Source organism: Helicobacter sp. 13S00477-4 (assembly GCF_002272785.1).
GTDB lineage: Bacteria > Campylobacterota > Campylobacteria > Campylobacterales > Helicobacteraceae > Helicobacter_J.
Genome location: NZ_MLAS01000013.1, coordinates 1 through 21,570, shown reverse-complemented (window position 1 = coordinate 21,570; position 21,570 = coordinate 1). Strand labels below are relative to the sequence as shown.

General features: G+C 31.2%; 24 protein-coding genes. 11 read left to right on the top strand and 13 right to left on the bottom strand.

The window, feature by feature from the left end; genetic code table 11:
• Positions 1–4 precede the first annotated feature (4 nt).
• From BKH44_RS07040 to nikR, 9 genes are all read right to left on the bottom strand, one after another.
• Positions 5–235, bottom strand: coding sequence for an NADH-ubiquinone oxidoreductase subunit E family protein (locus BKH44_RS07040; RefSeq protein ID WP_095271727.1), 231 nt, complete (start codon positions 233–235; stop codon positions 5–7).
• On the bottom strand, positions 232–1,461 hold the full coding sequence (gene nuoD / locus BKH44_RS07035; RefSeq protein ID WP_095271725.1) for an NADH dehydrogenase (quinone) subunit D: 1,230 nt from the start codon (positions 1,459–1,461) through the stop codon (positions 232–234). Before nuoD ends, BKH44_RS07040 begins: the two co-directional genes overlap by 4 nt.
• A 4-nt stretch (positions 1,462–1,465) precedes the next feature.
• Positions 1,466–2,257, bottom strand: a complete 792-nt coding sequence (locus tag BKH44_RS07030; protein ID WP_095271722.1) for an NADH-quinone oxidoreductase subunit C — start codon at positions 2,255–2,257, stop codon at positions 1,466–1,468.
• A gap of 10 nt (positions 2,258–2,267) precedes the next feature.
• A complete protein-coding gene (locus BKH44_RS07025) occupies positions 2,268–2,777 on the bottom strand; it encodes an NADH-quinone oxidoreductase subunit B (RefSeq protein ID WP_095271719.1) in 510 nt (169 codons plus the stop codon).
• Positions 2,759–3,148: an NAD(P)H-quinone oxidoreductase subunit 3 gene (locus BKH44_RS07020; protein WP_095271717.1), complete on the bottom strand. Its 390-nt coding sequence runs from the start codon at positions 3,146–3,148 to the stop codon at positions 2,759–2,761. The genes BKH44_RS07025 and BKH44_RS07020 overlap by 19 nt, the downstream gene beginning before the upstream one ends.
• A 166-nt stretch (positions 3,149–3,314) precedes the next feature.
• Positions 3,315–4,103 (bottom strand): histidinol-phosphatase, encoded by a 789-nt coding sequence (locus BKH44_RS07015; protein WP_095271714.1) that lies wholly within the window; start codon positions 4,101–4,103, stop codon positions 3,315–3,317.
• Entirely contained in the window at positions 4,100–4,438 is a 339-nt protein-coding gene (rsfS, locus tag BKH44_RS07010) for a ribosome silencing factor (RefSeq protein WP_095271791.1), read from the bottom strand. Before rsfS ends, BKH44_RS07015 begins: the two co-directional genes overlap by 4 nt.
• A gap of 14 nt (positions 4,439–4,452) precedes the next feature.
• Positions 4,453–5,019: a nicotinate (nicotinamide) nucleotide adenylyltransferase gene (gene nadD / locus BKH44_RS07005; protein WP_095271712.1), complete on the bottom strand. Its 567-nt coding sequence runs from the start codon at positions 5,017–5,019 to the stop codon at positions 4,453–4,455.
• Positions 5,020–5,022: 3 nt separating this feature from the next.
• Positions 5,023–5,460: a nickel-responsive transcriptional regulator NikR gene (gene nikR / locus BKH44_RS07000; RefSeq protein WP_095271709.1), complete on the bottom strand. Its 438-nt coding sequence runs from the start codon at positions 5,458–5,460 to the stop codon at positions 5,023–5,025.
• Positions 5,461–5,664: 204 nt separating this feature from the next.
• Between nikR and exbB the strand changes: the two genes are divergently transcribed.
• The 9 genes from exbB to dxs all read left to right on the top strand — a co-directional run bounded on the left by exbB (position 5,665) and on the right by dxs (position 14,547).
• Entirely contained in the window at positions 5,665–6,087 is a 423-nt protein-coding gene (gene exbB, locus BKH44_RS06995) for a TonB-system energizer ExbB (RefSeq protein WP_095271706.1), read from the top strand.
• Positions 6,084–6,464 (top strand): TonB system transport protein ExbD, encoded by a 381-nt coding sequence (gene exbD / locus BKH44_RS06990; RefSeq protein ID WP_095271703.1) that lies wholly within the window; start codon positions 6,084–6,086, stop codon positions 6,462–6,464. The genes exbB and exbD overlap by 4 nt, the downstream gene beginning before the upstream one ends.
• Positions 6,430–7,125 (top strand): energy transducer TonB, encoded by a 696-nt coding sequence (locus BKH44_RS06985; protein ID WP_257842619.1) that lies wholly within the window; start codon positions 6,430–6,432, stop codon positions 7,123–7,125. Before exbD ends, BKH44_RS06985 begins: the two co-directional genes overlap by 35 nt.
• 55 nt (positions 7,126–7,180) lie before the next feature.
• Positions 7,181–7,825 carry a phosphatase PAP2 family protein gene (locus tag BKH44_RS06980; protein ID WP_095271700.1) on the top strand — a complete coding sequence of 215 codons (645 nt, stop codon included), beginning with the start codon at positions 7,181–7,183 and terminating at the stop codon, positions 7,823–7,825.
• Positions 7,826–7,994: 169 nt separating this feature from the next.
• Positions 7,995–9,098 (top strand): histidinol-phosphate transaminase, encoded by a 1,104-nt coding sequence (gene hisC / locus BKH44_RS06975; RefSeq protein ID WP_095271698.1) that lies wholly within the window; start codon positions 7,995–7,997, stop codon positions 9,096–9,098.
• Between the two features lie 54 nt (positions 9,099–9,152).
• Positions 9,153–10,859: a flagellar basal-body MS-ring/collar protein FliF gene (gene fliF / locus BKH44_RS06970; protein ID WP_095271696.1), complete on the top strand. Its 1,707-nt coding sequence runs from the start codon at positions 9,153–9,155 to the stop codon at positions 10,857–10,859.
• A complete protein-coding gene (gene fliG / locus BKH44_RS06965; protein ID WP_095271693.1) occupies positions 10,859–11,890 on the top strand; it encodes a flagellar motor switch protein FliG in 1,032 nt (343 codons plus the stop codon). The genes fliF and fliG overlap by 1 nt, the downstream gene beginning before the upstream one ends.
• Complete coding sequence (fliH, locus tag BKH44_RS06960) at positions 11,883–12,686, top strand: flagellar assembly protein FliH (RefSeq protein ID WP_095271786.1); 804 nt, start codon at positions 11,883–11,885, stop codon at positions 12,684–12,686. Before fliG ends, fliH begins: the two co-directional genes overlap by 8 nt.
• Before the next feature lies 1 nt (position 12,687).
• Positions 12,688–14,547 (top strand): 1-deoxy-D-xylulose-5-phosphate synthase, encoded by a 1,860-nt coding sequence (dxs, locus tag BKH44_RS06955; RefSeq protein ID WP_095271691.1) that lies wholly within the window; start codon positions 12,688–12,690, stop codon positions 14,545–14,547.
• On the opposite strand, the gene BKH44_RS06950 is transcribed toward dxs, so the two are convergent.
• From BKH44_RS06950 to sppA, 3 genes are read right to left on the bottom strand one after another with little or no spacing between them, the layout of a single operon-like run.
• Positions 14,534–15,091: a DsrE family protein gene (locus BKH44_RS06950; protein WP_095271688.1), complete on the bottom strand. Its 558-nt coding sequence runs from the start codon at positions 15,089–15,091 to the stop codon at positions 14,534–14,536. The two genes, dxs and BKH44_RS06950, sit on opposite strands and share 14 nt — an antisense overlap.
• A 33-nt stretch (positions 15,092–15,124) precedes the next feature.
• A complete protein-coding gene (gene purU / locus BKH44_RS06945) occupies positions 15,125–15,955 on the bottom strand; it encodes a formyltetrahydrofolate deformylase (protein WP_095271686.1) in 831 nt (276 codons plus the stop codon).
• A gap of 8 nt (positions 15,956–15,963) precedes the next feature.
• On the bottom strand, positions 15,964–16,830 hold the full coding sequence (gene sppA, locus BKH44_RS06940) for a signal peptide peptidase SppA (RefSeq protein ID WP_095271683.1): 867 nt from the start codon (positions 16,828–16,830) through the stop codon (positions 15,964–15,966).
• Positions 16,831–16,955: 125 nt separating this feature from the next.
• Here sppA and BKH44_RS06935 point away from each other — a divergent pair, with 125 nt between their 5' ends.
• Both BKH44_RS06935 and BKH44_RS06930 read left to right on the top strand, forming a co-directional pair.
• Entirely contained in the window at positions 16,956–17,150 is a 195-nt protein-coding gene (locus BKH44_RS06935) for a hypothetical protein (RefSeq protein WP_095271784.1), read from the top strand.
• Positions 17,151–17,207: 57 nt separating this feature from the next.
• Entirely contained in the window at positions 17,208–19,946 is a 2,739-nt protein-coding gene (locus tag BKH44_RS06930) for an autotransporter outer membrane beta-barrel domain-containing protein (RefSeq protein WP_095271680.1), read from the top strand.
• A gap of 49 nt (positions 19,947–19,995) precedes the next feature.
• Here BKH44_RS06930 and BKH44_RS06925 read toward each other — a convergent pair whose 3' ends face one another.
• Entirely contained in the window at positions 19,996–21,075 is a 1,080-nt protein-coding gene (locus BKH44_RS06925; RefSeq protein WP_095271678.1) for an NAD(P)-dependent alcohol dehydrogenase, read from the bottom strand.
• Positions 21,076–21,570: the final 495 nt, after the last annotated feature.

The following is a 21,570-nucleotide window of genomic DNA, read 5'->3' as shown; positions in this document are numbered from 1 at the left end:
CTTATCAACCTCTTTTTTTTACCACAAGTATCCAATCGACTTGATTGAAACGAATAGAATTCATCAATTCATCACCACGATTTTTGATGAATTCTGCACTTTTTTTCACATTTTCAAAATCTCCCAATTCAAATATAAATATACCCACTTCACCATTTTCTAGATTTGAATCAATGATTTCTCCCATACGGTTATAAAACTCATTTTTTAAATGCCTCAAATCAAAACGTTTCATCTATCTACCTCTCCAAATACTGCATTTGTTGAACCAATAATAGTAACTACATCTGCTAAGTAATGATCAATGAGTAAATCTTGAAGAGCTCCAATATGATAAAAACTTGGGGCTTTTATCTTGACACGATGAGGGTAAGGGTTGCCTTCAGAATGGATAAAAAATCCAAGCTCGCCTTTTGGCGATTCTGTAGGTGCGTAAACTTCACCTTTTGGGGGTCTCATCCCTTGTGTTACGAGGACAAAATGTTGCATTAAAGCATAATTTTGAGTCATAATATCTTCTTTAGGAGAGGAGATATAATCAGGAGCCTTTGCCATTAATAAGTTATCAGTTTTTGGATACATTTCAATGAGTTGTTCTAAAATACGGATAGATTCTTTTATTTCTTGCATATAGAGTTTATATCTTCCATAAGAATCTCCACTATCTGTAATAGGTATATCAAAATCAAGTTCATCATAAAGTTCATAAGGCTCTTCTTTTCGTATATCATAAGCAATTCCTGTTGCTCTGAGCATAATCCCGCTCATTCCCCAAGTTTTAGCCATTTCTTGAGATATAGTACCAACATTTTCAAGCCTGCCTTTCCAGATACGATTCTCATCTAATAATCCTTCTATCAATGCAACAGTTTGATGTGTTTCAGTGATAAATTTCTTGAGTCCATCACACCATCCTAATGGTAAATCAAGTGGAACTCCTCCAATTCGAATTGCATTATGTGTAAGCCTTGCACCACAATAATCTTCTATCAAATCTAAACCATACTCTCTGGTTTTGAAGCAATATAAAAACATTGATAATGCTCCCACATCCATTCCGTGTACAGCAATGAAAAAAATATGAGAAATGATACGATTGAGTTCTAGTAAAATGGTGCGAATAACTTGAGCCCTACGAGGTATCTTTATATCAAGCAATGTTTCAACGCCATGAGCAAAAGCATAATTATTGCTTGTAGCTGAAGTATAATCAAGCCTATCAGTGGTGGGCATAAATTCATTATAAATCATATTTTCAGCAAGTTTTTCTATTCCTCTGTGCAGATAGCCAATATCTGGAGTAGCTTTGATGACTTTTTCTCCATCAAGTTCTAAAATTAAGCGGAGTTGTCCGTGGGAAGATGGGTGCTGTGGACCAAAATTAACAATCATTTTATTATCATCTTGCTCAAAAATGATATTTTCAAATTGAGGTTTGAGTTTTGTATAAACTTGTGGCATTTTTTTAAGGCCTTTCTTTTAATACTTTAGGGTTAGAATTTTCAAGATTTTTTACAAAAAGTGCATTTTTTGATCCAGATAATTTAAGTGTTTCTTGAGTGCCTTTTTGAGTTTCGTGTCCAATCCTCGCAAAGTTGAATGTATCTTTTTCATCAACCCTTGCACTATCTCTTTGTTCAGGTCCAATAATTTGTCTGTAATCCTTGCCAAAAATTTTATCAACCTCATACCAAGAGGCATTTTCATCTCCCTTGAGGGGATAGGATTTTAAGAGAGGATGACCTACCCAATCTTGAGGCATTAGGATTCTATTGAGGTGCGGATGATTTGTGAAAACAATACCTAGCATATCATAAGCTTCTCTTTCGCTCCATAGTGCAGCACGAAATTCTCCACTAATAGAATCAATGTTTTCATTTGGATTTAAATAGCATTTGATCCGTATGCGTCTTTTTTGAGAATTATTTGGCAGTATAGATAAAAATTGATAAAACATTTCAAATCGGTTATCTATAGCAAGCATATCAATCGCACTCATCTCTGTCAATATATCATATCCTAAGGATTTTAGTTTTTTTATAATGGGGATGAGTTCTTTTTTTTGTATCCAAAAAACAGCTGTAGAAAGTTCAATATAGGCATTTTCAATTTTGTGATTGTAGGATAAGTGATTATAGATAATTTCATATTGTGTTCCTACAATAGGGTATTTTATAGTTTCTTTAGGTTGGTAGAATTTATCTGTATGATAAACTTTTTTTTGAATATCTAAGCCAATTTTTTCTTGCCTAACCATATTTTATCCTTTATACAAGACGTTTAGGAGTATTTTTTTTGATTGCTTTTTGGTTGCGAATTTTTTTTTGCAGTACCATTAAAGCATATTGTAAGGTTTCTGGTCGTGGAGCACAACCAGGAAGATAAATATCCACAGGGATGATTCTATCTACACCTTGTACGGTCGCGTAGGTATTAAACATTCCTCCTGTATTAGCACAACTTCCCATTGAAATAACCCATTTTGGTTCTGGCATTTGATCATAGAGTCTGCGAGTAAATTCAGCATGTTTTTTTGTAACAGTTCCTGCAATGATCATCACATCTGATTGTCTTGGAGAAGCACGGAAGATTGTACCAAAACGATCAAAATCAAACCTTGAACCCCCTGTAGCCATCATTTCGATAGCACAACAAGCAAGCCCATAGGTAAGAGGCCATAAGGAGTTGCTTCTTCCCCAATTTAAAAGATTATCTATCGTTGTTAATGCTATAGGCAGTCCAGAATTTTTGAGGTAATTTATTTGATGTTGTGCCATAATAAAGCTCCTCTTTTCCAAGCATATATAAAACCAATACTTAAAAATCCAATGAAGCTAAGCATTTCGATAAAACCAAACATGCCTAATGCTTTAAAATCAATAGCCCAAGGAAACATAAAAATAACTTCTACATCAAATAAAATAAATAGCATAGCCATGATATAGAATTGATGAGAAATTCGATTTTGTTGTTTGATAGGCAAGGGTCCACATTCATAAGCAGCTAATTTTAATTTTTCATTTTTTTTATCGGCTAATTTTCTACTAATGAAACGTTGAATCCTGAGCGTAGTATTGAAAGCTAAAAAAGTAAAAACAAATAGTATAAAGACACCAAAATAAGGGTGCATAAGCATAGGATCGGTCATTTATAATTCCTAAAAGTTTGTATAGTCATTTTGTTCTTTGAAATTGTAGTGCTAAAATGGTTAAAAAATAAACAAAGAGATTGGATAAATCGAAAAAGAATTATTTTTGTTACAAATTTAAACATAAAAGTTATTTGAATTGTTTAACTATTTTGGCTTAAAATGCCTATAATGAGAATGAATAAGGATTTTTGTTTTTGAAATAAATCGCTTTTTTGTAACCTATTTTTTTTGCTATTTGCAGGCATTTTTCATAGCCAAAGCCTACTTGATCTATGCTATGAGCATCACTGCCAAAAGTAATCGGTATTCCAATTTTTTTAGCATATTCTAAAATTTTAAAATCAGGATATTGTTCTTTGATAGGTTTCCTGAATCCAGCAGCATTGATTTCAATGACCATTTCTGTTTCTCTGATGACTTGAAGAGTTTCTTTTATGTATGGAAAAATAGATTCAGTGGGTTTGTATCCAAAGATTTTCAGTAAATCAAAATGACCTACAATTTGAAAAAATCTACTTTCTGCCATTTTTTGGATCGATTGAAGATATTTTTTCCAATACTCATCAATATCTTTTTTTGCATATTCTCCTATGAATTCTGGATTATCAAATCCCCATTCATCAATAAAATGTATAGACCCAATAAGATAATCACATGGATATTGTAAGACTTTTTTATCAAGTAGGTATTCTCTACCTTTGATAAAATCTACTTCAAGACCCATTAATATCTCTATTTGATTTTCATATTTTTTTTTAGCTTCTATGATCATCTTATGATATTCATCAAGTTCTTCAAATGTCATCCTATATTTAGAGTCAAAATCCATAGGGGCATGGCAAGAAAAGCCATAAATATTAATCCCTAATTCAACTGCTTTAGAAATATATTCATCTATGGAGCCTGAAGCATGATTGCATAAAGTTGTATGATTGTGTAGATCTACTCTCATTCAGATGAGTGCTTTTGTTTGTTGATTTCTTCTAAGAATTCTTCAAGGTTAAATTTTTTTCGATGATTTTCTGTAAAAATATGTATCATGATATCCCCTAAGTCTGCAATTAGCCAATCTTCATTTTCTTCATCTGTATTGTAAAATATTTCTCCTAATGGTTTGAGTTGAGTTTTTAGCATATCAAGTAAAGAATGAGAATGTTTCCCTGCCATTGATGTAGCAATGATGACTTCATCAACAATATAATCTTTGCCACTGAGATTAAAACTTTCTAAGTCTTGAGCTTTTTTTTCATCCAAGAGATTGAGTATGGTTTTTGTCCGTTGTTTAATGGTTGGTGTTTGTGTCAAAGTAGCTCCTTATAAGATTTAATGACTTCGGTTTTGATTTTTTTTGGCAATTCTTTAGGTGGTTTACTTGAAGAGAGATTTTGTTTAATTTGTGTGGAAGAAATCTTGTGAGTGATTTTAGGTAATGTAAAAGTATGGAGATTTTGTTTTGATGTATTTTGATAGCCTTCTCGTTCAATTAAAATAAATTCTACTAATTTTTTTAATTCATCATACTTGTGCCATTTATAAAGACTTGATAAATTATCTTCCCCGATAATAAAAAATATTTTTTGAGGTTGAAATTTTTTCTTAATATTCAATACACTTTCAATGCTTGGAATAGGTTTTTTTTGTAATATCTCCATATTGCTTATTTCTACTTTTGATAAATTTTCAGTCAGTTGCTTCATCCAATCATAACGTTCTTGAGCTTCAAATAAACAGGGTTTTTTGAATGGACTTTGGTAAGCTACAATGACAATAAGCTTATCAATATCTAATTTTTCAAGGACAACTTCAATGATTTTAAGGTGTGCGATATGTGGAGGGTCAAAACTACCTCCATAGATGGCTATATTCATTGTTTATTCATTTTTTTCAAAACTACTTGCACGAGTTAACTTGGAAAACTTCACACCCTTTAAACCAGCAATTTCTAAGCTTACTTTTTCAATCTCATAAGGCTTGCCTTTTATAATAATAGTTTCAAGACAGTTACAATCATCCATATGGATGTGAGTATTGCATAATATAAAGGTATTGTTGTGGTGTTGGACCTCAAGCATTTTTTGATTGAGTTCTCTTTGATGATGATCATAGATGATAACTAAAACACCAATTCCAGACTCAGATTTTGGATCAGACCAAGCATCTTCAACAAGTTTTTCACGTATCATGTCTCTGACTAATTCAGATCGTGAAGCATAACCATTTTTTGTGATACGTATATCAAGCTCATCAAGCAAATTTTGATGCAGGGAAACTGAAAATCTTATACTTAAATCCTCTTCTTTTTTATACATTCTTGAATCTTTAAATTGTTAAATTTTTTTTAGTTTTTAATTCTATCAAATTTTTTTAACAATCAAGTGGATTATGTTTGTAGCTTTACATAAGAATAAAAAATTTCTAAGGGATAATTTTTATTAATTATTAATATTGACAATTATTATTAAAAAAGTGTTACAATATATCTAATTAAAATTTTTATTAAGGTGATAAAATCAATGGAATTCTTAAAATTACATCTTGATCATATGGTTTTTACAGTTTTAGGTTTGATGAGTTTTTTAGTTATTTGGTTTACTATAGAACGTATTATTTTTTATTGGAAGGTCGACATTACTAAATATAAAGATATTGATGCATTAGATGAGGATCTGACAAAAAATCTTACAGCACTTTATATCATTTATTCTAATGCGCCTTATATAGGTCTTTTAGGGACTGTTATAGGTATAATGATTACTTTTTATGATATGGGATTGAGTGGAGGGATGGATGCTAAAACTATTATGATAGGACTATCTTTAGCATTAAAGGCTACAGCTATGGGACTTTTGGTAGCTATTCCTACTTTGATGATTTATAATATTTTGCTTAGAAAAGCAGATGTGCTTTCAAATCGTTATAAGGTGTCGAAAAAATGAAAATGAAAAAAGGTGAGGGATTAAATATTGTTCCTTTCATTGATATTATGCTAGTTTTATTGGCTATTGTTTTGAGTGTTTCTACTTTTATCGCACAAGGTAAAATAGCCATTGATTTGCCTGAAGCAAATTCTGCACAAAAACAAAATGATGATAAAAAAGTTTCTATCGTTGTAGATGCTAATAATATTATTTACGTAGATGATAAACCCTACAATATAGAAGAGTTAAAGGATTTGATTCAAAATACAGATCCAAAAACTCTTATTGAATTAAAAAGTGATAAAGATTCTAAATTTGAGACATTTGTAAAAATTATAGATTTGCTCAAGGAAAAAAACCATGAAAATTTTGCAATATCTACAAAAACAAATTGAATCTCCCAATAAGGTTGGTTTTTTTATTTCTGCAGCACTTCATTTATGTGCAATTTTATTGATTTTTGGGACATTTAAAAGCACTGAGGTCAAACAAAATGGTTTGAGTGTTGTTACAATGAGTTTGGCTAGCATAGATACATCTGCTATGCAAAAACAACATGCAACTTCTGCTCCTAAGCCCAAACCAAAGCCTAAACCTAAACCAAAGCCTAAACCCAAAAAAAATAACACAAAGCCAGTAAAACAAGAACCAGAAGTTAAGCCACAAGAAGATGTTAAAGAAGTCAGCAAGCAAGAAACTAAAGATGATGAAAAACAAGAATCATCAAATACAAATTCAGAAGGTGCACAAGCTGAGTCTTTAGCATATAATGAAGGTGTAAGTGATGAGTTTCTTGCGAAAATACAAATGGCAATCAGTAGAAAAAATAAATATCCTAGAATAGCTAGGATAAGAGGTTTGGAAGGCGAGGTTCTTGTAGAGTTTGTTTTAAATATTGATGGAACTATGCAAGGATTAAAAATCATTCAAAGTACAGCAGGAGATATTTTGAATAAAAATGCCCTAAAAGCTGTTATGAGTGCTTCTAAAGATTTTCCTTTGCCAAAACAAAGGGTAAGGATAAAGATACCAATTGCCTATACTTTGCGTTCTTAACATAATTATATTAAAATATTTTTTCTAAACATAAATATTTAATATAGGGGTTGAATTGGAAATTAGAAAAAAATATTTCATATTAGCGATTGGATTTTTGGCTCTATTATTTTTTATAATAGAAACTTTTTTAGTCAAGTGGAATTCTTTATTTATTCAAACTTTTGATATTTTTTGGATAGATATTATCAGATCCAATATGACACCTGCACTTAGTTCAGTCTTAAAGTTTTTTACGCATTTAGGTTCTGTAAAAGTTATTGTCATTATGATGTTACTAATTATTTTAGGATTATATTTAAAACGAAATTTTTTGCTAGGGAGTTGGTTTGGTGGGTCTGTTATTTTATGCCTGCTTGTTTTAAAATTTTGTAAGAATTGGATAGAGAGATCTCGTCCTGATGCTGATAATTGGCTCATTCAAGCTTCTGGCTTTAGCTATCCAAGCGGTCATGCTACTTCCTCAACTATTTTTTATGGTTTGATTGCTTTGTTTTTAATTTTAAATTTTGAAGAATCTTGGAAAAGGATTTTTTCAGGGATTATAGGTTTTTTTATTATTTTCTTAATGATGTATATACGTATTTATTTAGGTGTTCACTATCCTTCTGATGTCTTTGGAGGTTTTTTGCTTGGAAGTGCTTTTGCTTTTATTTCAGTCGCTTTTTATTTGATATTTTTTAAAAAATCAAAAACCTAATGATTGTTGTTTAAAATATCAAACTTTCATTTCCAAAACAAATGCTCATTTAGCTAGAATTCTAAATTTTCCTTAGACTTAAAAGGACGGAATTTTGGTTGAAAAATATTTAAATTTCTTAGGATTTTAGATACAATCTATAGAAAGGTTTTTATTCAAAAGGCTTGATATGAATTTTAATGAGGAATTAAAAGAACTAGTTGTTTATGAGGCAGGAAAACCTATTGAATTGCTTGTTAGAGAATTTGGCATTAGTCCAGAAGAGATTATCAAATTAGGGAGCAATGAAAATCCATATGGTTGCTCGCCAAGTGTTATTGAAGCGATTAGAACAAATGCAAAAATGGCTAATTTTTATCCTGATGATTCGATGTTTGAGCTAAAAGAAAGATTGGCAAATAAATATTGTTTAGATTTAAAAAACATTATTATTGGTTCAGGTAGCGATCAAATTATTGAATTTTGTATCCGTGCTAAGTGTAATCAAAAAAGTAGGATTTTGATGGCTAAGACTACCTTTGCAATGTATGAGATTTATGCTAGACAAATTGGAGCAGAAATAATTAAAACTCCAAGCCATCATCATGATATTTTAGAATTCAAGCAAATGTATTCTGAATATAAACCTGATATTGTATTTTTATGTATTCCTAATAATCCCTTAGGTGAGTGTTTAGAAAAAAGTGATGTTTTTGAATTCATTTCTCAGACCCATCCAGATACTTTAGTGATAATTGATGGGGCTTATCAAGAATTTGCCTTTGCTAAAAATAAAAATAAAGGTATAGATCCTAAAGAACTACTTACTAGATTTGAAAATGTGATTTATCTAGGTACTTTTTCAAAAGCATATGGTTTGGGTGGTATGCGTATAGGATATGGGTTAGCCCCAGCTTTTATTATCAATGCTTTGAATAAAATCCGACCCCCCTTTAATATAAGCATTTTGAGTTTGTTTGCTGCAATAGAAGCTTTAAAAGATGAAGATTTTGTGCAAGTTTGTATCCAAAAAACCATCAAAGAGATGTTAAGATATGAGAGTTTTGCACACCAATACGATATTAGCTTTATACCTTCTTGGGGAAATTTTATTACCTATACTTTTGACAACAAATATTCTAGCACTGAGCTCTCAAATTGGCTATTGAAAAAAGGAGCTATAATCAGAGACCTCAAATCTTATGGAATCAATGCAGTTAGGATTACTATTGGACGTATGGAGCAAAATAATAAACTTTTTGCACTGCTTAAAGACTTTTTTTCGCAAAAATAATGCAAATTATAAGCAAAACTTAGCTAAAGTAAAATAAAAATTTAGAGGGTAAAATTGGACATCAAGGCTTTATTCCACCAAATCAATACGCTTTTTACTAGATTTAATAAAAAACAAAAAATTGTTATTTTGTTAGCCTTAGTTCTAGTAGTGGCTTTCATTGCATTTTTATTAGTTTTTCCTTTTGGGGGGAAAAAATACGGTGGAAATACTTATGGTGTTTTATTTGAAGGAATGAACCCTAGTGATAATGCACTTGTTTTACAATATCTTCAGCAAAATCAAATTCCTTATCAAGTCCCTAAAGATGATACAATCTTAATACCAAAAGACAAAGTTTATGAAGAGAGGATTGCACTTGCTTCTCAAGGTATTCCAAAGACTAGTAAAGTTGGTTTTGAGATTTTTGATGTAAAGGATTTTGGGGCTACAGATTTTGATCAAAAAATTAAATTTATTCGTGCAACTGAAGGGGAATTATCAAGGACAATTGAAAGCCTCAATCCTATTGAAAAAGCCAATGTTCATATTGCTATTCCTAAAGACAGTGTTTTTGTGAGTAAAGAAGTCCCTCCTACAGCCTCAGTCATGTTGAAAATTAAGCCTAATATGCGTTTGACACCTGCTCAAATCGTAGGGATTAAAAATCTTGTAGCAGCTTCTGTGAGTAAACTTGTTCCAGAAAATGTTAAGCTTGTTGATGAGAATGGTGAACCTCTTGGCGAAAGTGATGATTTTAATACTTCAAAAGAGCTTGCAGCTATGCAATTAAAATATAAGCAAAATATTGAAAATATTTTAGAAAATAAAATTACTAACATTCTCTCTCCTATAGTTGGTGGTAGTGATAAAGTTGTGGCTCGTGTTAATGCAGATTTTGATTTTAGTCAGAAAAAAAGCACAAAAGAAACCTATGATCCTAATAATGTTGTCCGTAGTGAACAAAATCTTGAAGAAAAAAGAGAGGGATTGCAACCCAAACAGATTGGCGGTGTACCTGGAGCTGTTAGTAATATAGGTCCTGTACAGGGACTTGATGATAAAGATTTGAAAGAAAAATATGAAAAATCTCAAAATACAACTAATTATGAAATAGGCAAAACTACCAGTGAAATCAAAGGTGAATTTGGAGTCTTGTCACGTTTGAGTGCTGCAGTGGTTGTAGATGGTAGGTATAAAAAGGTTAATAATGATGGTGTTGAGTCACTTCAATATGTTCCCTTAAATGAAGAAGAAATGCAAAAAATTGATGCTTTGGTAAAGCAAGCAATTGGTTATAATCAAGTTAGAGGCGATGATGTTACGGTGAGTAATTTTGAATTTGATGCAAAGGCTGATAATTATGTACCTTTAAATGGTTTTGAAAAATTTTCTTCAAAAATTGAAAAATATTTAGGTCCATTTATGCCACTTTTAAAATATTTATTAGTCGCTGTTGTTATTTTTATTTTCTATAAAAAAGTAATTTCACCATTTGCAGAACGTATGCTTGAAATTCATGAAAATGAAGAAGATAAGGTAGAATCTTTATTTGAGATTAATGACGATGATGATAGTGATCTCAATAAATTTAGCGAGATTAGGAAACGTATCGAAGATCAGTTGGGTTTGAGTAGTAATTTTAGTGAAGATGAAGTCAAATATGAGGTTTTATTGGAAAAAATTAAAACAAGTATTGAAGAAAAACCAGAAGAAATCGCTGCTTTATTCAAAACATTGATTAGAGATGAGATAGCTCCAGAAAATGAGAGGAACAGGTAATGGCTGGTAATTTTACACCTAAACAAAGAGCCCAATATGATGAACTCTCAATGGCTGAAAAAATTGCAATTTTATTGATTCAAGTTGGTGAAGAGGCTACAAGTGATGTTTTTCGTCATCTAGATATTGATAGTATCACTGAAATAAGTAAGCAAATTATGCAGCTTAATGGAACAGATAAAGCTATTGGTGGAGCTGTTTTAGAAGAATTTTATGCCATTTTTCAATCCAATCAATATATCAATAGTGGTGGTTTGGATTATGCACGTGAGCTTTTGAATAAAACTTTGGGACCCGAAGAAGCCAAGAAAGTCTTAGATAAGCTTGCTAAAAGCATGCAATCCACTAAGAATTTTTCTTATTTAATGAAGGTTAGACCCCAACAACTTGCAGATTTTATTGTTAATGAACATCCTCAAACGATTGCTCTTATCCTTGCACATATGGATTCTTTGAGTGCAGCTGAAACATTGGGGTATTTTCAAGATGATATGAGGGCAGAGATATCTATTAGGATGGCAAACCTCGGAGATATTTCACCAAATGTAGTCAAGAGGGTTTCAACCGTTTTGGAAAATAAACTTGAATCACTTACAAGTTATAAAGTCGAAGTTGGTGGACCAAGGGCAGTTGCTGAAATGTTTAATAGATTGGGGCAAAAAGCCGCAAAAGCTACGATTTCTTATATAGAGCAAATTGATGAGCAACTTGCCAATGAAATCAAAGAAATGATGTTTACTTTTGAAGATATTTCTAAGCTTGATAAGAATGCTATCAGAGAAATCTTAAAAATTGCAGATAAAAAAGACTTAATCCTTGCACTCAAATCATCACCTGATGATCTTAAAGAGAAATTTTTAGATAATATGAGTACGCGTGCAAGTGAACAATTTGTCGAGGAAATGCAATTTCTAGGTGCAGTAAAAGTTAAAGATGTGGAAGCAGCTCAAAGAAAAATTATTGAAGTTGTTCAATCTTTATCCGATCAGGGTTTGATACAGATTGGAGAGGAGGAAGATGTTGTTGAATAATTTTGAAGAAGAAAATTTGATTGTGAAATCTGATTTATCCAAACATAATGTCCAAAGGTATGATTTTAAATCCATCTCAAAAGATGACTATCACCAAAATATCAAAGAAGATTCTAAAATCATAAACCAAACTAAAGATATATCAACCAATGAATCGGAAATTAAAAAAACAAATAGTGCTTCTCTTGAAAGAGAATTAATTGAAAGATTGCTTCAAAAAACAGATGAGCTTTCAAGTAGTTTGGCTAAACTACAAATACAATTTGAAAAACAACAAATTGAAACAGAGCAAAGGGTTGCTACTGCAAGGAGTGATGCTTATAAAGATGGATTGAAAGAAGGGGAAGAAAAAATTAAAAAAGAGATGCTTTCTGAAATAGAAAAAGAAAAAACAGCTCTAATACAATCTGTCATAACCTTAGATAAGGAGATGGAAAAATCTCAAAAACATCTTGAAGAGCTAGAAAAAGAATTAAGCACTATTGCTGTAGATATTGCAAAAGAAGTCATCGTCAAAGAAGTAGAAGTTAATAGCCAAAAAGTTGCTTTTGAGTTGTCAAAAGAATTGTTATCTAATATTGTTGATGCAACTGATATTCATCTTAAGGTCAACACGATTGATTACCCTTATTTAAATGAAAGCCTTAAAGATTCTCATAAAATAAAAATTGAAGCTGATGATGCTATAGCTAAAGGAGGTGTAGTTATTGTGTCCAGTAGTGGAAATATTGATGGGAATTTAATGTCGCGATATAAGACACTTAAACAAAGTGTACTTGATAATTTAAGGTCTTGAAATGTATTTGCCTCAGAAATATCTTAAGCTTTCAGATAAAGATATTCCCTTTTTGAAAAATCTTTGTGAACAAATCCGTGTAAGGATTTTAGAAGTTGTGAGTAATAATGGTGGGCATTTGAGTTCGACGCTTGGAGCAGTTGAATTAATTGTAGCTATGCATAATGTTTTTGATTGTTTGGAAAATCCTTTTATTTATGATGTGAGTCATCAAGCCTATGCACATAAATTAATCACAGGCAGATGGGATAGTTTTAAAACTTTAAGACAGTTTGATGGTATCAGTGGTTTTATCAAGCCAACAGAATCTCGCTATGATTATTTTATCGCTGGACATAGTTCCACTTCTATATCTATTGGAGTAGGTGTCGCAAAATCTTTTGCATTAAAAGGAGAAGATTCCATACCTATTGCTTTGATAGGTGATGGAAGTATGAGTGCTGGACTTGCATATGAAGCCCTTAATGAATTGGGTGATAGGAAATTCCCTATGATTATCATTTTAAATGATAATGAGATGAGTATCGCCAAACCTATTGGTGCTATTAGCAAATACCTTTCTCATTTGATAGCAGGTCCAATGTATCAGTCTCTAAGGGATAGGATAAAAAAGATTTTAGTAAGGATGCCCGATAGTGCTTCTTATATTGCTAGAAGATTTGAAGAATCTTTTAAGCTCATTACCCCTGGAATTTTATTTGAAGAAATGGGGATTAATTACATAGGTCCAATTGATGGACACAATTTGGAAGAAATCATCCATTCTTTGAAACTTGCCAAAGAAATGCGTGCTCCAGTCATTATCCATGCACAGACAACGAAAGGTAAGGGGTATGAAATTGCTGAGGGTAAATATGAAAAATGGCATGGTGTGAGTCCTTTTGACATCAATACAGGGAAATCCAAAAAAATATCAATCTCTAAGAGTCCAACAGATATTTATGCAGAATTTTTGGATATTCTTGCCCAAAAAGATGAGAAAATAGTAGGTGTTACAGCCGCAATGCCTGGAGGTACAGGATTGGGAGCTTTGATTGATAAATATCCTAATCGTTTTTGGGATGTAGCTATTGCTGAACAACACGCAGTTGCTTCAATGGCTTCAATGGCTAAAGAAGGATTCAAACCTTTTATTAGTATTTATTCTACTTTTTTACAACGTGCATATGATCAAATTATCCATGATGTAGGCATTATGTCTTTGCCTGTAAAATTTGCTATTGACAGGGCTGGTATTGTTGGAGAAGATGGAGAAACGCATCAAGGATTATTTGATGTTGCTTATTTGCGCAGTGTGCCAAATATGACTCTTTTTGCTCCGCGTGATAACAATACATTGAAAAAAGCTTTGATTTTTGCTTCTGAATATAGTTTGGGTCCTTGTGCTTTTCGCTATCCTAGAGGAAAATTTATATTAGATGATGGTATCTTTAACGGTAGTGATTTTATTTTTGGAAAATCTGAATTTTTACTAGAAAGACAAAAAGATATTCTTTTGATAGGCTATGGAAATGGTGTTGGTAGGGGGTATGAAGTTTTGCTTTCTCTTAAGGAGTTTGGCATTGAAGCTTCATTGCTTGATTTGAGATTTTTAAAACCTTTAGATATAAATTTAAAAGATATATTGCCTCAATACCGTTTTATTTTTGTTTTTAGCGATAATTATAAAATCAATGGAGTTGCTTCAGCTTTGTTTGAATACGCTATGGAGTGGGATTTAAAATTGAATTTAAAAAGCTTTGAAATAAAAGATGAGTATATTCCTCATGGCAATATTTCAGAAGTAGAAAAATCTTTGTGTCTTGATAAAAAAAGCCTAAGCACAAAGATTTTGAAATATTTAGATACTACATTGGTATGAGCGAATATCCTTTTTCTTGAAACATTACAATGGTTGTGAGTGCAGAGAGTGCCATTGAGACATCAGGATTTAGCCAATCATCTTGAAATTTATTTTCTTTCCATGCTTGACCACATACAGCAATATTCACTCCTAATGATTTTAATTTTTTTATCAAGTCTTCATTGGGGTTATCAACACCAAACTTCTTTTTGTAAATATCATTTTTAAGTGCAAATGCAGGGGCTTTACCACTAGCTACAGCTACAATTTTGAGTTGTGAGGGAGAAATACCTACAGAGGCATATAGATTGATTATCTTTGCTACATGTTCTAAAGAAGGATTTACCTTATCAGGAGAGGTTGGTTCTTTAGTGAGTGTGAAGATGATTTTATGTTGAGATTTTGATTCCTCAGGTTTTAAATCTGCATTAGGCAGAGGAAAGATTTTACCATAAGGGCTTATAACAGGATTTTGAGGACTAGTAGAATTTTTTGCATTCAAAATAAATGGCATAGATAGCAAACTTGCTATAAATATTGTTGAAATAAATGAAAAACGCATATAAAAACCTCCGAATTTTATTTTTTGGAAATATTAAAAAACAATTGTTTTATTCCCATGAATGAATATTCTATCATTCAATGCTAAATTAATTGCTTTAGCAAAAACAACCTTTTCTACATCTTTACCTGCTTGACGCATATCTTCCCAACTATAGGTGTGATCTATTTTGATAATATCTTGTGTGATAATGGGTCCTTCATCAAGGTTGTCATTTACAAAATGTGCGGTTGCTCCAATGATTTTAACCCCCCTTTCATATGCTTGTTTATAAGGATTTGCTCCAATAAAAGCCGGTAGAAAGCTATGGTGAATATTGATAATTTTATTTTGATATTTTTTTACAAAACTAGGAGATAAAATCCTCATATATTTGGCAAGTGCTAAAAAGTCTGCATTAAATTCATCACATTTTTTTGATATAAGGGCTTCATGTTCTTCTCTTGATGTATTTTCAGCCGGGATATGAAAAAAGTCAATACCAAATTTTTTAACCAAATCTTTCAGATTTGAATGATTGCTAATAACAGCTTTGATTTCTGCTTCTAGCTCTCCGCTATCATATCGCAATAATATATCTCCTAAGCAGTGATTTTCTTTGGTACATAGGATAATGATAGATTTTTTCTTTTGTTCTACTACATTGATTTGTGCTTCTTTTGAGAGAGCAATTTTAAGTGCTTTTTCAAGATTTTTGGATTCAATTTTACCATTGACTAATGTCCTCATAAAAAATTGGTTGCTTTGTTTATCTACATATTCATCATTACGTTCAATATTGAGATTATATTGTAATAAAACAGAAGATATTTTATATACTAATCCGCACATATCAGGACAAGTGATGAGTATAATATGTTTCATCTATTTTCCTATTGTAGATGATAGCTAATAGATTGCATTAGCATTTGTGTACTTGTTTTGACTATTTTATTGATATAGGCTTCAAGTTTATCTTTTTTAGGGAATATAGCTTCTTGGACTTGGGAAAGATTTTTGAGTGTTTCTATAGCATCATTTTCTGTTCCAATCGCATCAATTAGACCAAGCTGAAGGGCTTTTTTAGCACTAAATATTTTGCCCTCAGCATATTCTTTTGCATTTTTTACATCCAATCCTCTGGCATCTGCGACATCGCTGATAAACATTTTATATTCTTCTTCGATCAAATTTTGAAGGTATTTTTTTTCTTGGGGTGTCCATTCACGCATAAAAGTTCCAACCTCTTTATACTCTCCAGCAGCAATACCTTGTTCTTTTATGCCGATTTTTTTGGCAAGTTGTTCAATATTCAATCCATTGAAAATAACGCCAATTGACCCAATAAGCGAACCGCGATTAGCATAAATTTTATCTGCATACATTCCTGCATAATAACTCCCACTTGCCATAAGCCCTTGAACATATACAATGACTGGTATTTTTTGTTTAAGTTCTCTCATCATATCGCTGATCTCTATACTTGCTGCTACCCCTCCACCCGGAGAATTTATGATAAATAATACGCCTTTAATACTAGGATTTTTGATTATTTTTTGGACTTGTTCGCTAATATCTTCACTTTTGATGATAGAACCTTCTAAGTAGATTTTGGCTAGATTTGGAGAACTGATGGTTGAGCTTTGTGGGATAATAGTAAGGATAAGTATGATCAAAATAAGCAAAAATATTAAAGCTTTGAAATATTTTGTGATAAAATCCAATGGTAATATTAAAAAAGATAAAATTTTTTTAATCATTTTTTTCCTTTGATTTTTTTAGAATAATTTTGGAATTATATTGTGTTAATGCTTATTTTTATTTGATAAAACAAAAATTAAGCAGATAAAGCAAAATTATGAAAAATGGAAGTGAGGATTTTATAATGGCTTGTAAATTTTGTCCTAAAATCAAAAAATTTGATTTAATTTTTATTATTATCGTTTGCATTGCAGTCTATGGGGTTGATAAATATCAAACATATAAAACAGAACAACAAAAAATTCAAGCATTTGAAAAGCTCCAAAAAGAGTGTCTTTACGGGGATAAATTAGTTTGTAAAAAAATATATGGGGAATAATTATATTCCTTTAAGGTAATATACTTTAGTATATGATATATACAAATAAGGAAAAAAATGATTGCAAAAGTCAATAAAATAGGTTTTTTAAAAGGGTTTTTTGTCAATTTAGGTTTATTTTTTGCTTTTTTAGAAGGATTTGAGATACCTGAGGAAAATTTCAAATATCTAGAAAAAAGAAATCTTGAATCCAATAATATGTTTGATGTGATTGATATTGAAAAAATAGGATTGAATACATCTTCATTTCTAATGATGAGCAGTTTTGATGTGAGTGTTGGAGGGAATATTTTATATAAAGATGTGCCTGTTTCAAAAATGTATCCAAATGATATCGATGAGGCTTTAGTGAAAAATTTTTCTTTTGGCGAAATTCCAAAAGTGTATTTACAAAGTATTGATAAGGATTCTTTAAGGCAATTATTCAAAAAATTTGATGTGAATATGGCGGATTTTACTCCCTTATTTTCTCAAAAGATAGTTGGTTTGAGTGGAGAATGTGGAAATTCTCTTTGTAATCTTGCTGAAAAAAAGATTGAAAAAGAAACTATCATTGCTGTTGGAGGCGAAGCTGAGAGGGGTTCTGGTATTTTATATTATGATGGTATTGTGAATGCTAATAATATAGTAGCTATTGGTGGGAAAGGCAAATATGCTGATGGATTTGAAAATGTTAATGGTTTTATAAGTGCAAATCGTTTGATTGCTATTGGAGGTGAAGGAGGAGATGCTGATGGATTTTATAATGAATCAGGTGAAGTGAATATTAGGAATATCGTAGCTATTGGTGGGAAAAATGGGGGCAATGGTTTTAAAAATAGACAAATATTAAATGTCAATAGCATTAGTGCTATTGGTGGTTTACAAGAAAGTTCTTTTGGGCTTGATAATTTTAGTTCAATCAAGACAAATTTATTAGTAGCTATTGGAGGAGAATATAGATCACCAGGTGTTTATAACCAAAAAAAGATTCAAGCAGATATGATTGTTTCTTTTGGAGGGAATAAAAAAGGCAGAGGTATTCTCAATGTAGGGAAAATAGATACAAATACATTAGTTTTAATAGGCGATAAAACTTCAATAGCCTTTCATAATCATAAAGTTGGCACTCTCAATGCAGAAAATATTTACTTGTATGGGTCAAATGCTTTGTATAATGATGGTATAGTAAAGACAAGCAACTTGATAGTTAATGATTTTTCTAGCATCAGAGGGGATTTAGAAACAACAAATCCTCTAGCAACTTCTATTATTTTTAATATAGTTAATAAAAAATGGGATACTTCAAAGGCTTATTTATCTATTAAAGATGGCAATTTGACGCTCCAGCAAAATACTTCCGTATCTGTTGTATTTTCTGATGATAAAATATTAGAAAATAATTTATCTTATGATAAAATTTATAAACTTCTTGAAATAAAAAATGGACAATTCATTGATAAACGCTCCAACAAACAAATAGAATTTGAAGGTTTAGATTTAAAGCCAGTAGTAAAAATTAATAATTCTAATATTTTATTTAGCTTTAATAAGAGTATAAATCACAATATTTTTGATACCCAAGAATCTAATTTAATAAATAAAAAATTATCTTCTTTAGGTATTCATTCTATTGAACAACAAGAAAAAATTATTCAAAAACTATCTTCCATTTCACCAAATGCTTCTAAAATACTCACATCTATCATTCAGAGTAACGCACGAGGAGGTGATTTTCAACAAGTTGCTATTGATGAAGGTCTTAAAAAGTTTGATTCTGATTCTGCTTTGTTGAAAGATTTGATTACCCAAACCGATAAGACTTTGGAGCAAAATAGTGTTGCAATAAGCATTTTTTCTCAAAAAAACATAGAATATGTGAATCGGCAAGTTTCTGATAGAATCAACATGCTTTCTTTTGAAAAAATTCTCCAACCAAGTCTAAGTGAATTATCTCGTAAATACGCTTTAGCAAGCAACACAGAAGGATTTTTTATTCCTGACTTGGAGAATAAAAATTCTGCATGGATTAATATTGGTGGTTCTTACTATCAAAATGCTTCCGCTTCATCTATAGCTTCCAGTATAAGTTCTTTGAATGTTACTTTAGGTTATGATAGAAGGATGGAAGCAGGCAAAGATTCAGATATTGTTTTAGGTGCTTTATTCAATTATGCAAAGAGTTTTTATGCACAAAGACAGGAAAAGGAAACTTTTGATACCTATGCTTTAGGTATTTATTCAGATTATGCTTTTGGGGATAATGAAATACAAGCTATAATTTCTGGGACTTGGTTAGTAGGTAGCAACAAGGTATCTAATGAAAAAATTGGTATCAATCCTCAATATTTTTCTAATAACAATACCGCCTTTAATACCAATATTTTTTATAAATACAAGATTGCATTGAATGAAAAACATTCTATAAAGCCATTAGTATTGGGCAATTATAGCTTGCTCTACACACCCTTATCGAGTTCTGAGAATTTTACATTCAAAGACTCCCTTGATTTTGTTTTTGCTTTAGGTGCTGGAGGCGAATATGTTTTTCAGACTTCCAAAACAGGCCATATTGTCCAATTTAGTGGTAGATATCACTTCCAAGAGATTGACAAAACTAGAGCGATAGCATTCAAAAGTTCTGATGTTTTTATCAATTATGATTTGAATCCTTCACGTACTTGGTTAAGGTTATCTTATAATGCTAAATTTTATTTATTGTCTGCTTTGAGTATAGATATTTCTTTGATAGGCGATATGAGTTTGAAATATGATTTTTTAGGGATGGGAAATGTTGGATTGAATTATACTTGGTAAACGTGGATTTTTTTGAAAATCCACGTTTGGATTGCAGATTTATCTTTGTTTATTGCAAGCTTTTCATATCGATTACATACCGAAATTTTGCCTTTCCTGTGGTGAGTTTTTCATAAGCTTCATTGATTTGATTAGCATCAATGATTTCAGTTTCAGGATATATTTTGTGTTTCAGAGAGAAATCCATCATTTCTTGTGTCTCTTTGATGCCTCCAATAAGAGATCCATAAACCTTTTTCCCAGCATTATATACTAATTGTGTCGCAGTGATTTTTGGAGTAGTTTCAATAGGTGGTAGTCCTACAATAGCCATTTCTCCGCCATATTTTAATAATTTCAGGTATGAATTTATGTCATATTTTGTTGGTATAGTGCTGATGATGAGATCAAATTTTTCTTTGACATTTGTTAGTGAGCTATAAAAATTGCTAACACCCATTTCAAAAGCATTTTGTTTTTTATTATCATTCCTGGCAAAAACACTCACTTTTGCCCCCATTTTAATTGCATATTTTACAGCCATACTGCCCAATCCACCAAATCCAGCAACACCGATATGTTGCCCTTCTTTTACTTTGGAGAATTTTAGTGGCGAATAAGTTGTGATACCTGCACACAATAAAGGAGCAACCTTTTCAAGCGGTGCATCTTTTGGCACTTCAATGGCAAATTTTTCAGATACAACAATATTGTTAGAATACCCACCATAAGTAGGCTCATTATTATGGAAACAATCAAGATTATTGTAGGTCAAAACCATTTGACCACGTTCGCAAAACTGTTCTTGACTCCTTTTACATGCTTCGCATTCACCACAAGAGTTGACCATACAGCCTACGCCAGCATAATCCCCAACTTTGAATTTGCTCACATTTTTTCCTATAGCCAAGACTTTTCCAGCAATTTCATGACCTGGAACCATAGGGTAAATACCTTCACCCCATTCGCTTCGCGCACTATGAATATCACTATGGCATATCCCAGCATAAAGTATTTCTATAAATATGTCATTATCTCCTATAGGATGTCTTGTGAAGTTAAAAGGTTGAAATTTTGCATCTTTTGCAGATACTGCATAGCCTTTAGCAGGAATCCTCTCTGTAGGATTGAATTTGATTGTATTTTCCATATTTTTCCTTTTGATTTTGGAGTTTTTAGTATTTCTGATTATACTCTTCTTTAATGATTAATCATAATCTACTTAATCTACTTAATCTACTTAAAAATCAATATTTATCACTTTATTAATATTTTAATAAAAGATAAATAATATTTTATTTAGTAAATAAAATATATTAAAATTTATGGATTATTGATGAAATTTTACCTAAAGCTCTAATAATTTTCAATTAAAATTCATATCTTGAATAGCTTTTTAAGTTTTATTTCAATAAAAAAATGTTTAAATTATAAAAATAACATTAAGTGAATTATCAACATTAAAGGATCAAAATGATGAATCTTCAAGCACAAAAATATAATACCCAAAATATCTATGGGGGGGGGGGTCAAATATGACTCCCTTCAATGCTCCTTCAAAAAATAATCTTCAACCTTTAAAATCTAAAAAACATTTTATCCCTATCATTTCTCTTGTATTATCTGCTTTTTTAACTTCCTTCAC